Here is a 14,573-nt window from a genome sequence, read left to right as displayed (position 1 = left end):
ATTTTATTTACTCAATACCTTATTCACCATATTGTCTTTCTTTAAAATCAATTGGTAATATGCGTTTTCATTAAAAAGTTGGCGTACAAATTCTGCTTGAAGATAGAATAACACTTTTTCTTTTTGATTCTCTAAATTGAAAAGCAAACCGCCTTTAGCCATGTAAGTCTTGAAATCATTAAAATAATTTCCAGAACGCAATTCTTTTTCCAAAGCTTCCATCGAGATTTTTTCAAACTTTTTGCGGTTTTGATCTAATTGTTCAAACACAAAATAATTCACCAATCCCGATTGCATCAACATCGTTAAACCTTCTGCTCCGTGCGAATCTTCTAGTGGAACAAAAATATCAGGCATAATTCCGCCACCGCCATACACGATGCGGCCTTTTTTAGTTTTGAATTTTAAACTATCGGCTATTTTGGCTTTATCTTTTTCGTACAATTCACCACTTTCGAAGCGTTTGTCGAATTCGTTGAAATAGTTTTCACCTTTGTCTTCATAAGGCTTTTGAATAGAACGTCCTGATGGTGTGTAATATCTAGCAATGGTTAATCGTACTGCCGAACCATCACCTAATGGCATTTCGCGTTGTACTAATCCTTTTCCGAACGAACGTCTTCCATAGATCAAACCTCTGTCGTTATCTTGAATGGCTCCAGCTAAAATTTCGCTTGCTGAAGCACTGTTTTCATTGATTAAAATACTGACTTTGCCCGTTTCAAAAATTCCTTTTTCGGTGGCTAGTGTACTTTCGATTTTATCTTTTTTATTTTTCGTTTTAACGATTAATTCTTTGTTTTTTAAGAATTCATCTGCAATTGCAACGGCTGATTCCAAATAACCACCACCATTATCACGTAAATCGATGATAATATGTTTGGCGCCTTCTTTTTTTAATTGGGTTAAACCCGATAAAAATTCATCATAGGTTTTCTCGGCAAAGCGGTTGATTTTGATGTAACCTGTAGTTTTATCGACCATTTGGAAAACATCAACACTTTTGATTGGAATAACATCACGGATAACGTTTACGGCGAATTTCTTTTTTTCAGATTTTCGATAAACCGTTAGTTTTACATTAGAACCTTGTTCGCCTTTTAAGATGGAAAATAACGAATCTGTTTCTAATTTTTTATTGTACAATTGTAATTTATCGGCAAAAAGAATTCTATCGCCCGATTTTAATCCTGCTTTTTCCGAAGGTCCGTTTGCAATGGGTTTTATAACCGCTAACGAATCGTTATACATGTAGAAATTTATGCCAATTCCCACAAAATTGCCTCGCATTTCTTGTTCGACTGCTTCTAATTGACTTTTAGGAATATAAACCGAATGCGGATCGAGTTTTTCTAAAATACCATTCACCGTTAAATCGACTATCGAATCGGTATTCAAACTATCAACGTATTCTTTTTCGATGAAATCGATGAGTTTGTTGAGCTTATTTTTATTGGCATTTCGGTTTAAGAAAGCTGTTTCTGTAGAAGGATTGAGTTTACTTCCCAATAACAAACCCACCGCAACAGCTACTGCGATTACTATTGGAAAATATACTTTGTTCATTCTCATTTTAGCTCAAATCTTCAATTAATTCGACCTCAACACCTGCTTTTCTTAAGAAATCAACACCTGAAGTATCTTTATATTCTTGATGATACACCACTCTTTTAATTCCCGATTGATGAATTAATTTGCTGCAATCTTTACAGGGTGAAAGTGTAATGTATAATGTTGCATCTTCGCACGATTGAGTAGAACGCGCTACTTTTAAAATGGCATTTGCTTCGGCATGAAGCACGTACCATTTGGTCACATTATCTTCGTCTTCGCAACAATTTTCAAATCCAGATGGTGTTCCGTTGTAACCATCGGAAATAATCATTTTATTTTTAACGATAATCGCGCCTACTTTTTTTCGTTGGCAATAAGACAAATTACCCCATTCTTTGGCAATTCGCAAATAAGCTTTATCGTATTTTTCTTTTTTTTCTTTCTTCATTATCGATTCCAAATTTCGCTTTCAATAATCATTGGCAAAACTACGCCAATTATAAATGCTGACATAACTAAAGCCCAATCTCTTTTTGAAAAACGGAATAAAGTTTGCACTACATACGAAATGATTAAAACTACTAACACTACAATAATCTGTGCCGCTTCGATACCTAATGCGAATTCCAATAAAGGCAATAATTTATCTGAAGCATTTCCTGGTAAAATTGTTTTGAAGTAATTTGAAAAACCTAGTCCGTGAATGATTCCGAAGAATAAAGTTACGATGGCAACGAAGGTGATACTTTCATTTTTAGACGATTTTCCAGCAGTAAAAAGATGAAAAATAGCCGTTATTAAAATGGTAATTGGAATTAAAAACTCAACCAAACTAGCTTGAATTTGCACTACTCCATAAACCGATAATAGCAAAGCCAAGGTGTGACCTAAAGTAAAAAGTGATACCAAAACAAAAACGTTTTTCCAGTCTTTAAAAGCGTACGGCACCATTAAAGCTATCAAAAACAAAACGTGGTCGTAGGCATTAATATCTAACACATGCTTAAGACCAATATTAAAATACATCCAAAATTCTGACATAACTACAATTTATTTGGGGATTTTCAAACTTACGATTTATTTTTTTATGTTACCAAATTCTACATCACAAAAGCATGTGAAATTGTTGTAAAAAAATAGATTTTTTGTGTAATTTTGCTCTAATATAAAAAAACAAACAACATGTCAATTTCAGATTTATTCGATAGCGGTTTTAGAAACAGAAACAAAGGTCATTTTTCAGCAATTGTAAGAGTAGCTTTGTCTGACGGAATTATTGGTCCAGAAGAAAAATATTTTTTAGACAAATTAGCTATCAAATTAGAAATTTCTCAAGCAGAATATGAGGAAATTTTAGAAAATCCTTTAAAATACCCTGTAAATCCGCCTTTATTGCATACACATCGTTTAGAACGTTTATATGATTTATCAAGAATGGTATATGCAGACGAACATGTTTTAGGTGAAAAAGAACACGAATTACTTAAAAAATTCGCTTTAGCCTTAGGCTTTACTGCTGGAAACGTAGGTTATATTGTAGATAAAGCTTTAAAATTAGTAGATATGAATGTGGATTTAGACACGTTCACTTACGAAATGCAACACATGAACAGATAATTCAACCTGTTTTTAAAATACAAAAAGCACAAATTCTAACGAGTTTGTGCTTTTTGTATTTTATCTATTTCAGAAATCTACTTCGCTTTCGCCATAAATTCTTCAGCTTTTTCTACCATGTTTTTACTTCCACAAAAGAATGGAACGCGTTGGTGTAATTCTGTGGGTTGAATTTCCATAATTCTTTTGTAACCATCTGAAGCTTTTCCGCCTGCTTGTTCCGCTATGAATGCCATTGGATTGCATTCGTACAACAAACGTAATTTTCCGTTTGGTGCTTTTGAACTAGTTGGATATAAATAAATTCCTCCTTTAATCATGTTACGGTGAAAATCAGAAACTAAACTTCCAATATAACGAGAAGTATAAGGTCTATCGCCTTCTTCTAACTGGCAATATTTGATATAATCTTTCACACCTTGTGGAAAATGAACGTAATTCCCTTCGTTAATCGAGTAAATTTTTCCGTCTTCCGAATATTTCATATCAGGATGCGACAAATAGAACGTTCCGATAGCTGGATTCAATGTAAATCCGTTTACACCATCACCTGTCGTATATACTAACATGGTTGATGTTCCATAAATTACATAACCTGCTGCTACTTGATTTACACCTGGTTGCAAGAAATCTTCAATAGTTACCGGAGTTCCAACGGGTGTAATTCTTCTGAAAACTGAAAAAATCGTTCCTACCGAAACATTTACATCAATATTTGAAGAACCATCTAATGGATCCATCAAAACCACGTATTTGTTATTGTGAGAATTATCTGAACCTGCAACGGTAATGAAATCATCATTTTCTTCCGAAGCAATTCCACAAACAATTTCACGATTAATTAAGGTTTGAATAAAAACTTCATTCGCATAAACGTCTAATTTTTGTTGGTCTTCACCTTGAATGTTTTGTTCTCCAGCAGCACCTACGATATCTACTAATCCGGCTTTGTTTACTTTGTAATTTACCACTTTTGCGGCTAATCGGATAGAGTTGATGATTCGAGATAATTCTCCTGTTGAATACTGAAACGAATTTTGATGCTCAATAATAAATTCGCCTAAGGTTCTATTTCTTTCTTCCATTATGAAAACGATGTAGTTGTGTTTAAGGCACAAATATCGTGTTTTTTGTGAAATCATGTAAAATATTTGAAAAGATGTTTAAGTTAATTTTACTTTTGTAAAAAATTTGAAAAAATGATGATTAGAAAAGCTACAAAAAACGACATGCCTTCGGTTTTAGAATTGATTCAGGAATTAGCCACTTTTGAAAAAGAACCTGATGCTGTTGTAGTTACCGTAGATGATTTGGTTCGCGATGGTTTTTCCGAAAATCCACTTTTTCAATGCTTTGTTGCCGAAGTTGAAAACGAGATTATCGGAATGGCTTTGTACTATTATCGTTACTCGACTTGGAAAGGTAAAACGATCCATTTAGAAGATTTAGTCGTAAAAGAGAGTAAACGCGGAACCGGTGCCGGATTTGCACTTTACAAAGAAATCATCAAACAAGGAAAAGCCGAAAATGTCCGCCGAATCGAATGGAACGTTTTGGATTGGAATACACCAGCTATCGATTTCTATGAAAAATCGGGTGCTAAAGTTTTGCGCGATTGGCGTGTGGTGCATATGGATGAAAACGGAATTACTAATTTTTTAAACGAATAAATCATTTTTGGAACACAGATTTTAAAAATTTTAGAAATTTCTATAATCTGTGTTCCTATATACAAACACAACTAATTTTTAAGATGAAAATATTCAAATTTGGAGGTGCATCGGTTAAAGATGCCGAAGGCGTAAAAAATGTATTGCATGTTTTAAACACGGTAGGACACGAAGATGTTTTGTTGGTAATTTCTGCCATGGGAAAAACCACAAATGCTTTGGAAGTAGTTATCAAAAACTATTTTGAAAAATCGAAAGAATTGAATGCGTCACTTCAGGAAGTTCGCAAATACCACAACCAAATTTTATTAGACTTATTTGAGGACGAAGAGCACGATGTGTTTTTTGATGTTAATGCACATTTTGACGATTTAGAATATTTTATTCGCAGTAATAAATCTCCAAATTACAACTTTGTATATGACCAAGTGGTAAGTATTGGAGAATTGGTTTCTACCACGATTGTAAGTCATTATTTCAATTCGCAAGGCATGTTAAATCATTGGATTGATGTTCGCCCCTTGATCAAAACCGATAACAACTACCGTGATGGTCAAGTAGATTGGGAAACCACTCAAAAATTGATTTCAAAAGGTGTTAAAAAGAAAGTTTTAAACATCACACAAGGATTTTTAGGTTCGGATGAGAATAATTTTACGACTACTTTAGGTCGTGAAGGTTCGGATTATACGGCTGCGATTTTTGCGTATTGTTTAGGTGTGGAAAGCGTTACCATTTGGAAAGACGTTCCCGGAGTTTTAAATGCCGATCCAAGATATTTTGAAAATGCGGTTTTGTTGAACCAAATATCCTACAGAGAAGCAATTGAATTAGCGTTTTACGGAGCTTCAGTCATTCACCCAAAAACATTACAACCTTTACAGAAAAAGGAAATTCCGTTGTATGTAAAATCGTTTATCAATCCAACATTACCAGGAACAAGCGTTTCAAAAGGTGCCGATTTAGAACCAAAAACATCGTGTTTTATCGTTAAGAAAAACCAATTGTTATTATCATTATCATCAATTGATTTCGATTTTATCATGGAAAATCACATTAGTGAGATTTTTGGCTTGTTCTCAAAATACAAGATTAAAGTGAATTTAATTCAAAACACAGCAATTAGTTTCTCCGTTTGTATCGAAGATAAATACAACACTTTCGAAGAGTTAAGAAAAGTATTAGCAAAAAAATTCAAAGTTTCTTATAACGAAAACGTATCGCTTTACACCATCAGACATTTTGATGAAAACGCTGCAAAAGTAGTAGAAACAAACAAAACGATATTGCTACGTCAGATTTCGAGAGAAACGATGCAGGTGATTACGAAGGAGTAGTTTAATTTGGCAATTAGACAATTAGTCGATGTGCCAATTTCATAACTTTTTCTAAAAATAAGCGAGATAATGAGTTTAGAAAAATTATTAAATATTCCGAAAGAATTGAATTCAAAACCAAATATATCAGTTTATAATTTGGTTAAAGAATGTTATTTTGATGATTTTTCTGAATTACTTGTGTATGAATATTTGATTAAAAATGATTCAACACATAAAAGTTGGTTGTTGTTTTGCGAAGATAAACGAACAGATGAAGGTTGGGTAATTGAAAAGAATTTCTTTTTTTACAATGTTTATCATTTAAATAATAGAAATAGTAAATCGAATTTTAAACGTTTTACAAACAAAGACAAAGCTTTTAGTTATTATATTTATAATGAGATAATTTCTATCTACGAAAACAAACAGTTAAAATAAATCACCGCAGATTCGCAGATTATTATTTAAAAAATCTGCGAATCCGCGGTTCAAACAAAATCATTCCTTTTTTCCAACAATAAATACTACTTTTGAAGATTCGGAGTTATAGTATTTATGCAAAAAATTGTTTTTTTAGCGGGATTTTTATTGTGTTTTTTGGGCGGTTTTGCTCAGGAAACGTTGCAATCGTATCCAACTAAAAAAATTGCGTTTTCAAAAGACACGATTTCGATTGAAAAATTTAGTTTAAATAATTCCTTTTTTGAAATTAAAGACAAAAACGGAAAACTCATTGATACCAGCTTTTACAAAGTAAATTTCCAAAAAGGAACCTTAGTTTTCACCAAAGAAATCAACACTTCTGATTCGTTAGTGGTTCGCTATTCAAAATTTCCAGAGTTTTTAACCAAAACGTATTCTATTTACGATGACGACAAAGTGGTTTCCAACGAAGCAGGAAAATTAGTCGTTTTCAAAAAAGACAAAAACACCAAATTCAAACCTTTCGACGGATTGAATACTTCGGGAAGTATTACACGTGGCGTTACGGTTGGAAACAATCAAAACACGGTGGTGAATTCCAATTTAGATTTACAAATCACAGGAAAAATTTCGGATAAAGTCAGTTTACGCGCTTCCATTCAAGATAGTAATATTCCGTTGCAAGAAGGTGGTTATTCGCAAAAATTGGACGAATTTGACCAAATCTTCATCGAATTATTTTCAGATAAATGGAATATTCGCGCTGGAGATTTATTTCTGGAAAATAGAAAATCAGCTTTCCTGAATTTCAACAAAAAAGTACAAGGTTTAGCCACTCGCTTCATCTTTGGAACACCTGATAAAAAAACTGAAGTCATTGCATCTGGTGCTTTGGTGCGTGGTCAATACGCAAGAAGTACTTTTACAGGTCAAGAGGGTAATCAAGGTCCGTATAAACTGCGTGGCAATAATAACGAATTGTACGTTTTAGTAATTTCAGGTTCGGAACGGGTTTATGTGAACGGAATTTTGAAAACCCGTGGAGAAAACAATGATTACATCATCGATTACAACGCAGGGGAAATCATCTTTACTTCGTTATTTCCGATTACTTCCGAAATGCGAATCAACATCGAATATCAATACACCGATAGAAATTATACACGATTTATCACGTATGGCGGGATTTCGCACGAGCGAGAAAATTGGCAAATTGGAGGTTATGTGTATTCGGAAAGTGATGTTAAAAACCAGCCTTTGCAACAAAATTTATCTTCGGAACAAATTGATGTTTTACAAGCCGCAGGAGATGACACTTCAGCAATGATTAGCGAATCGGCTTATTTGGACAGCTATTCTGAAAATAAAATTCTGTATAGAAAAGTGTTTGTTGGCCCAGTTGAAGTGTTTGAATATTCTAATAATCCAAATGACATTTTATACAACGTAACATTTTCATTGGTAGGAAATAATCTCGGAAATTACGTTTTGTCCAACAATCAAGCGATTGGAAAAATTTACGAATATGTGGCTCCAATTGCTGGCGTTCCACAAGGAAATTATGAACCTATTATCCGATTGATTGCGCCAACAAAAATTCAAATGGCAACCGTTTTTGGAACATATAATCCAACTGAAAAAACAAATTTAGATTTCGAAATGGCATTGAGTAATAGCGACCGAAATTTATATTCTCCTATTGATGACAATAACAATAAGGGTTTTGCAGGAAAATTTAATGGAAAGCAACGTCTTATCGACAAATCCATAAAAATGGATGTTTTTACGAATTTTCAATTTGTACAGGAAAATTTCAAAACGATTGAGCGTTTATACAACATTGAATTTAATAGAGATTGGAACATTTCGGCAACGCCATTGGGCAATCAAAGTATTGTAACTTCGGGACTGGATTTCAATTTCAACAATAAAGGAAAAGCACTGTATCAGTTTGAAAATTTGACTTTTGGCGATACATTTTCGGGAAATAAGCATACGTTATCTGGAGGATATGCTTCAAAAAACTGGATGATTTGGAGTAATTCGAGCGCCATGAAAAGCGACGCAACAGCTTCGGAATCGAAATTCATAAGAAGTCAAAATCGTACTTCGTACAAAATCAACAAAAATTGGATTGGCGCTACTTTAAACTTGGAAGACAATTCGGAAAAAATAAAAGCTATGAACACGTTTTCTGCATTGAGTCAGCGCTTTACCGAATATGGTGCTTTTGTAGGACGAGGAGATTCGACCAAGGTTTTTGTAGAATTGGGTTATTTGCAACGTAAAAATGATAGTTTACAAAACAATTCGATAGCACGTGTTAATACTTCTAATTCTTATTATTTGAAATCGCAATTACTGAAAACCGAAAAAAGCAACTTAGCCGTTTTTATCAATTATCGAAGATTGCAATATGAAGATGCTAACAAAAAAGATGAACCTTCATTGAATTCAAGAGTTTTGTATAATGATCGTTTTTTTGGACAGAAATTGCAACTGACAACCGTTTATGAAACCTTATCTGGAACTATAGCCCAACAAGAATTCACCTATTTAGAAGTTGATCCAACGCAAGGAACTTACATGTGGAACGATTATAATGGTAATGGAATTCAGGAATTACAAGAGTTTGAAATTGCTCCATTTCCAGATTTAGCTAAATATGTTAGAGTCTATTTGCCGAATCAGGTTTTTATTAGAACACATCAAAATAAATTCTCTCAAACTGTAAATCTGAATTTTTCAGAATGGCAAAAAGCAACGGGAATAAAGAAATTGGTTTCTCATTTTTACAATCAAACATCCTATTTAATTGATAGAAAAAATTTGAGAAACGGAGATAATTTTAACTTGAATCCATTTGAAAATAAAGAAGCAGATTTAGTAGGAATGAATTTAAATTTTAGAAACAGTTTGTTTTTTAATCGAGGAAAACAACACCATTCTACTACATATTCTTATTTATCAAACGAATCCAGAAGTTTACTTTCTGTAGGAAGTGTAGCAGCTTATAATCAATCGCACCAATTGCAATACCAACACCTAATTCGTAAAAGTTGGTTAGTGAACCTATCTGGAAATACTACAAAAACAAACTCGACATCTGAGAATTATCCAAGTCGCAATTATGAAATTAAAAGTTACCAAATAGCGCCAAAAATTGGTTACTTGTTCTCTAAAAATGCGAGTTGGGATGTGTTTTACGAATATCAAAATAAGGAAAATCAGATAGGCGCATTAGAGACATTAGTTCAAAGCAGATTTGGAACGTCATTTAGTATTAATAGTACTAAAGGATTTAGTATAAACGGAGAGTTTTCCTATTATAAAAACACTTTTGATGGCAATAATTTAGCGCCAGTTGCGTTTCAGATGCTTGAAGGTTTACAACCTGGAAAAAATCAGACCTGGCGATTGCTTTTACAAAAGAATCTTACCCAATACTTAGATATCAACATCAATTATCAGGGAAGAGATAGTGAAACTAGTAAAACTATTCATACAGGAAATATTCAATTACGAGCGTTTTTTTAGTTAATATTTAGATTAGTTCTAAATTTCTATTTAATTTTACGAGCTATAAATTACCCGAATTTAAATTATGATTAAAAATATATTCATAACTGTTGTTTTATTAATAACTTCATTAGGTTTTTCTCAATTGAGTAATAAGCATTGGATTCCACCTTTGCATTCTCGATCTGAAATTGCAATACAAGACCATTATCTTTATTTATCAACACCTGAAGTTACTCCTTTTTTAGTTACCGTAACTGATGGTAATGGAGCACCATTTCCGGGCTCTCCATTTAGTTTATCGCAAGCCACACCTGTTGTAATTACTATTGGGAATGGACAACCTACAAAAATGTTTTTAGACATTGCAGATGTAAACACAGTAGTTTCAAATTGTGGCATTATAGCTCAAGGATCCAAAGATTTTTATGCAAGTTTCAGGATGAGACATACGAGTCATGCCGAAACTTTAATCTCAAAAGGCAGACCTGGCATAGGAACAAGCTTTAGATTAGGTTGCATGATAAATGAAACACTCGATAATAGAAAATCTTTTGTAAATAGTGTAATGGCAACCGAAGACAATACAACTGTAACATTATCAAACTACAATACAGGTGTTATTTTTACTTCCGGAACTGGTGATATTACTAGCGATTCACAAACATTTGTATTAAATGAAGGACAAAGTGTTGTATTTAGTGGATATAGCTTATATACAGATAACTTAGAAGGGATTATTGGGGCTTTAGTAAGTTCTGATAAGCCGGTTGCTGTAAATACCGGAAATGCATTAGGAGGAATTGATGAAGGCAGAGGTGATTTCGCATTAGATCAAATTGTATCAGCATCTCAAATTGGAACAGAATATATTTTTATTGAAGGTAATGGAACTCCTGAAATGGAAACTCCTTTAATCGTAGCTCATGAAGATGGAACAGAGATCTTTATTAATGATGATACTACTCCAACAGCAACTATCAATGCAGGTCAATTCTATTTGGTGCCAAATTCAAGATATCAGGGAACAATAAATAGGAATATATATGTAAAAACAAACAAACCGGTTTTTGCATATCAATTATTAGGAGGCGGAAACGACACAGCAACTTCTGGAATGAATTTTATTCCACCTTTGAGTTGTTTCTTTCAAAATTCTGTTAATATACCTGCTGTTGATCAAATTGGAAGTACTAGTTACACATCTGATTTAATGATTTTAACATATTCAAATGCTACTCTAACTGTAAATGGAAACGCAATTCCAACGACACAAGCACAAACCGTTTTAGGAAATACCGATTGGGTTACGTATCGTATTGGTGGCGTTACAGGTGATGTAAATGTAGTATCAACAGGCCCTCTTGCTGTTGGGGTATTTGGTTTTTTAGGTAACGCTTCAGGATATGCAGGATATTATTCTGGATTTGGCAGTACTCCTCAAGATTCGGATATTACCGTATGTTCTGTTTCAACAGCCAACTTATTTGATGCCATCAATGGAAATCCAGGAACTGGAGGAACCTGGACTGTGCCAGTTGGTGGAGCACCATTGAACGGTAATGTTTTTGATGCTACAATAAATATTCCAGGAGAATATGTTTATTCTTTTACAAAAGATTGTAATGCATCTTTAACAACTATTAGTGTAAAAGTTAACGTAACTATTCAACAAGCAGGAAATGCAGGAACTAATAATGCTATTGCAATTTGTAGAGATAATGCTCCTTTTGATTTATTTTCACTTTTAGGAACTGGAGCACAAACAGGTGGTATTTGGTCTCCAGCATTAGCTTCTGGAACCGGCATATTTAATCCAGCTGTTGATACAAGTGGCACCTATACCTATACTATTCCTTCTGTTGGTGTTTGTCAAGGTGTTTCTGCTGTAATTACAGTAACAAATAATCCGTTACCGATAATTTCTCCTATAACTGATTTAAAAGAATGTGATAATACTGCCGATGGAAATGACACTAATGGATTTGTTACTTTTAATTTAACAACGAAAAACAACGAAATACTTGGATCGCAATCTGGAATTGTGGTTACCTATCATACTGACCCTAATGATGCTATTTTAGGCACAAATGCTATAACTTCTATTTACACAAATAGTAGAATAATTTATGTACGTTTAACAAACACTTCAACATCTTGTTATAGTACTACTTCATTTAATCTAGTAGTAAATCCAAGACCTGTAGTTAATAATGAAGTTACGCTAAAACAATGTGATACGGATACAGATGCAAGAACTGATTTTAATTTAACAGAAGCTAATGTTTTAATTTCTAATAATGCTACCTATACATTTAGTTATCATAATACACAAAACGGAGCAGAGAATAACACAAATCTTGTTACTAATGAAATCTTATTTAATGCATTTAATGGAGCTGTAGTTTGGGCAAGAATTGTTAATTCAGAAGGATGTTATAGAACTGCTAAAGTAAATCTAATCGTTTCGGCTACTACAATTGCTCAAAGCTATCGATACCAAAATGAAGAATGTGATGTTTTTCTTAATACAAGTGATCCAAGTGGAGATGGTATTCATTATTTTGATTTAACTGGAATTGAAAACAACTTAACCTCTTTATTTCCTTCTAGTCAATCTTACAATTTTTCTTACTATCTAACAGAAACAGATGCTATTTCAGAAATAAATAGAATTACAGATGTTACTAATTTTAGAAATACAATTCCAAACAACCAACTTATTTGGGTTAGAATGGATAGTAATTTAAATAATGAATGTGTTGGTTTAGGACCTTGGCTTGAACTAATTATTAATCCATTACCTGTAATCGATTTAGGGGTTAATTTCACTTTGTGCTTAGATCCTGTAACAGGAATTGGCTCTCAAATTGTAGACGCTACTCCAACGGTTCCAGGGAATTATTCTTATGTTTGGACACCAGCAAATCCAAATGGAGACTCACCATTATTTGATATTACAGCAGCAGGAACCTATTCAGTAATTGTAACCAATACTATTACAGGTTGTTCAGAAACCGATAGTATTACGGCAACTTTTTCTTCAGAACCAGAATCGGTTTATGCAACTCTATCTACACCAGCTTTTTCTATTGGACTATCGACCATTACCGCAACAGCAGTTGGTGGATTTGGAACTTATGAATATAGTTTAAATGCTATAGATTGGCAGTCAAGTCCAATATTTCCCAATTTACCAAATGGAAGTTACTCAATTTATGTAAGAGATATTCAAGGTTGTGGCTTATTACAAACTAACATAATCCAAACCATAACATACCAAAATTATTTCACACCAAATAATGATGGCTATAACGACAAATGGAATATCTATTTACCTGAATCTTATGAAGGTGTAATTTATATCTACGATAGATATGGCAAATTATTAAAACAAATTAGTCCATATGGCGAAGGTTGGGATGGAACATACAATGGAAATTTATTGCCTTCTACTGATTATTGGTTTAAAGTAGAGTATTTAGAAAATAATCAAAAGAAAGAATTTAAATCACATTTCAGTTTAAAAAGATAAAAATGGAATTAGGTTCAATTAAGACAGAAATAGCAAATAATATTGCCAAGGTTACTTTTTCTCACCCGGCTAGTAATTCATTTCCAAGCTCATTATTACAACAATTAACAGATGAGTTAGCATCACTAAATAAAAACGAATCTGTAACAGTAATTATTTTACAAAGTGAAGGAACTGGTGCTTTTTGTGCAGGAGCTTCTTTTGATGAATTGGTAGCTATATCGAATTATGAAGACGGAAGTAAATTCTTCTCTGGATTTGCTAATGTAATTAATGCCATGCGAAAATGTTCTAAGTTAATCATTGGAAGAATTCATGGAAAAGCTGTTGGCGGTGGTGTAGGCCTTGCTGCTGCTTGTGATTACACTTTTGCAACACAAAAAAGCGATATCAAATTATCAGAAATTGCTATTGGAATTGGTCCATTTGTAATTGAGCCAGCTGTGAGTAGAAAAATAGGAAAAACCGCTTTAGCTGAAATGACCTTAACCCCAACTTTATGGAAATCGGCCAATTGGGCAAAAGAAAAAGGTCTATTCACTGAAGTTTTTGAAAACATAGATGATTTAGATGAACGTCTCGAAAATTACACAAACGAACTTGCACTATATAATAAGGAAGCCTTAGCCGATTTAAAACAAATATTGTGGGAAGGCACCGATAATTGGGATAGCTTATTGTATGAAAGAGCTGCTATTTCAGGAAGATTAGTTTTGTCTGATTTTACAAAAAAAGCATTAGAAAAATTTAAGAAATGAGAAACTTAATTATTTTTTTACAACAAGTAAATGTAGAACAAAAATTAAAAGAAGCTCCAGATAGTCAATATCAAATAGGAGTTTTAATTGGATCATTTGTACCTTTTATTGTATTAGCAGTAATAGCTTATACACTATATTACAGAGCTAAAAAAAAAGAACAAAATTTAAAATAAAA

At 33.1% G+C, this 14,573-nt stretch carries 12 protein-coding genes; 8 read left to right on the top strand and 4 right to left on the bottom strand.

Annotation, left to right across the window (positions count from 1 at the left end; all coding sequences use genetic code 11):
• Positions 1-3: 3 nt before the first annotated feature.
• From IM755_RS04705 to IM755_RS04695, 3 genes are read right to left on the bottom strand one after another with little or no spacing between them, the layout of a single operon-like run.
• Positions 4-1,572 carry a S41 family peptidase gene (locus tag IM755_RS04705; RefSeq protein WP_194094092.1) on the bottom strand — a complete coding sequence of 523 codons (1,569 nt, stop codon included), beginning with the start codon at positions 1,570-1,572 and terminating at the stop codon, positions 4-6.
• A 1-nt stretch (position 1,573) separates the two neighbouring features.
• Positions 1,574-2,002, bottom strand: coding sequence for a deoxycytidylate deaminase (locus tag IM755_RS04700; RefSeq protein WP_194094090.1), 429 nt, complete (start codon positions 2,000-2,002; stop codon positions 1,574-1,576).
• Positions 2,002-2,595: a HupE/UreJ family protein gene (locus tag IM755_RS04695; RefSeq protein WP_194094088.1), complete on the bottom strand. Its 594-nt coding sequence runs from the start codon at positions 2,593-2,595 to the stop codon at positions 2,002-2,004. Before IM755_RS04695 ends, IM755_RS04700 begins: the two co-directional genes overlap by 1 nt.
• 141 nt (positions 2,596-2,736) lie before the next feature.
• On the opposite strand from IM755_RS04695, the gene IM755_RS04690 reads away from it, so the two are divergent.
• The gene (locus IM755_RS04690; protein WP_194094086.1) at positions 2,737-3,171 is read left to right on the top strand and encodes a tellurite resistance TerB family protein; all 435 of its coding nucleotides are present in this window, start codon (positions 2,737-2,739) and stop codon (positions 3,169-3,171) included.
• 77 nt (positions 3,172-3,248) lie between these two features.
• Here IM755_RS04690 and fbp read toward each other — a convergent pair whose 3' ends face one another.
• A complete protein-coding gene (gene fbp, locus IM755_RS04685; protein ID WP_026725996.1) occupies positions 3,249-4,256 on the bottom strand; it encodes a class 1 fructose-bisphosphatase in 1,008 nt (335 codons plus the stop codon).
• 114 nt (positions 4,257-4,370) lie between these two features.
• Between fbp and IM755_RS04680 the strand changes: the two genes are divergently transcribed.
• From IM755_RS04680 to IM755_RS04650, 7 genes are all read left to right on the top strand, one after another.
• Positions 4,371-4,841 (top strand): GNAT family N-acetyltransferase, encoded by a 471-nt coding sequence (locus tag IM755_RS04680; RefSeq protein ID WP_194094083.1) that lies wholly within the window; start codon positions 4,371-4,373, stop codon positions 4,839-4,841.
• A gap of 83 nt (positions 4,842-4,924) precedes the next feature.
• Positions 4,925-6,178 carry an aspartate kinase gene (locus IM755_RS04675; protein WP_194094081.1) on the top strand — a complete coding sequence of 418 codons (1,254 nt, stop codon included), beginning with the start codon at positions 4,925-4,927 and terminating at the stop codon, positions 6,176-6,178.
• Between the two features lie 69 nt (positions 6,179-6,247).
• Positions 6,248-6,598, top strand: a complete 351-nt coding sequence (locus tag IM755_RS04670; protein ID WP_194094079.1) for a hypothetical protein — start codon at positions 6,248-6,250, stop codon at positions 6,596-6,598.
• Between the two features lie 117 nt (positions 6,599-6,715).
• Positions 6,716-10,120 (top strand): porin family protein, encoded by a 3,405-nt coding sequence (locus IM755_RS04665; RefSeq protein WP_194094076.1) that lies wholly within the window; start codon positions 6,716-6,718, stop codon positions 10,118-10,120.
• Positions 10,121-10,187: 67 nt separating this feature from the next.
• The gene (locus IM755_RS04660; RefSeq protein ID WP_194094073.1) at positions 10,188-13,637 is read left to right on the top strand and encodes a T9SS type B sorting domain-containing protein; all 3,450 of its coding nucleotides are present in this window, start codon (positions 10,188-10,190) and stop codon (positions 13,635-13,637) included.
• Positions 13,638-13,639: 2 nt separating this feature from the next.
• Entirely contained in the window at positions 13,640-14,395 is a 756-nt protein-coding gene (locus IM755_RS04655; RefSeq protein ID WP_194094071.1) for an enoyl-CoA hydratase/isomerase family protein, read from the top strand.
• Positions 14,392-14,571 (top strand): hypothetical protein, encoded by a 180-nt coding sequence (locus IM755_RS04650; protein WP_026726002.1) that lies wholly within the window; start codon positions 14,392-14,394, stop codon positions 14,569-14,571. The genes IM755_RS04655 and IM755_RS04650 overlap by 4 nt, the downstream gene beginning before the upstream one ends.
• The last annotated feature ends 2 nt before the right edge of the window (positions 14,572-14,573 follow it).

The sequence above is a fragment of the Flavobacterium proteolyticum genome, assembly GCF_015223105.1.
GTDB lineage: Bacteria > Bacteroidota > Bacteroidia > Flavobacteriales > Flavobacteriaceae > Flavobacterium > Flavobacterium proteolyticum.
The sequence above is the reverse complement of the archived record's forward strand: the minus strand, read 5'-3'. Positions and strand labels throughout refer to the sequence as shown.

Bases quoted from the DNA above. Each gene is read 5' to 3' on its own strand.
- IM755_RS04705 (WP_194094092.1), bottom strand. From the start codon at position 1,572: ATGAGAATGAACAAAGTATATTTTCCAATAGTAATCGCAGTAGCTGTT.
- IM755_RS04700 (WP_194094090.1), bottom strand. From the start codon at position 2,002: ATGAAGAAAGAAAAAAAAGAAAAATACGATAAAGCTTATTTGCGAATT.
- IM755_RS04695 (WP_194094088.1), bottom strand. From the start codon at position 2,595: ATGTCAGAATTTTGGATGTATTTTAATATTGGTCTTAAGCATGTGTTA.
- IM755_RS04690 (WP_194094086.1), top strand. From the start codon at position 2,737: ATGTCAATTTCAGATTTATTCGATAGCGGTTTTAGAAACAGAAACAAA.
- fbp (WP_026725996.1), bottom strand. From the start codon at position 4,256: ATGGAAGAAAGAAATAGAACCTTAGGCGAATTTATTATTGAGCATCAA.
- IM755_RS04680 (WP_194094083.1), top strand. From the start codon at position 4,371: ATGATGATTAGAAAAGCTACAAAAAACGACATGCCTTCGGTTTTAGAA.
- IM755_RS04675 (WP_194094081.1), top strand. From the start codon at position 4,925: ATGAAAATATTCAAATTTGGAGGTGCATCGGTTAAAGATGCCGAAGGC.
- IM755_RS04670 (WP_194094079.1), top strand. From the start codon at position 6,248: ATGAGTTTAGAAAAATTATTAAATATTCCGAAAGAATTGAATTCAAAA.
- IM755_RS04665 (WP_194094076.1), top strand. From the start codon at position 6,716: ATGCAAAAAATTGTTTTTTTAGCGGGATTTTTATTGTGTTTTTTGGGC.
- IM755_RS04660 (WP_194094073.1), top strand. From the start codon at position 10,188: ATGATTAAAAATATATTCATAACTGTTGTTTTATTAATAACTTCATTA.
- IM755_RS04655 (WP_194094071.1), top strand. From the start codon at position 13,640: ATGGAATTAGGTTCAATTAAGACAGAAATAGCAAATAATATTGCCAAG.
- IM755_RS04650 (WP_026726002.1), top strand. From the start codon at position 14,392: ATGAGAAACTTAATTATTTTTTTACAACAAGTAAATGTAGAACAAAAA.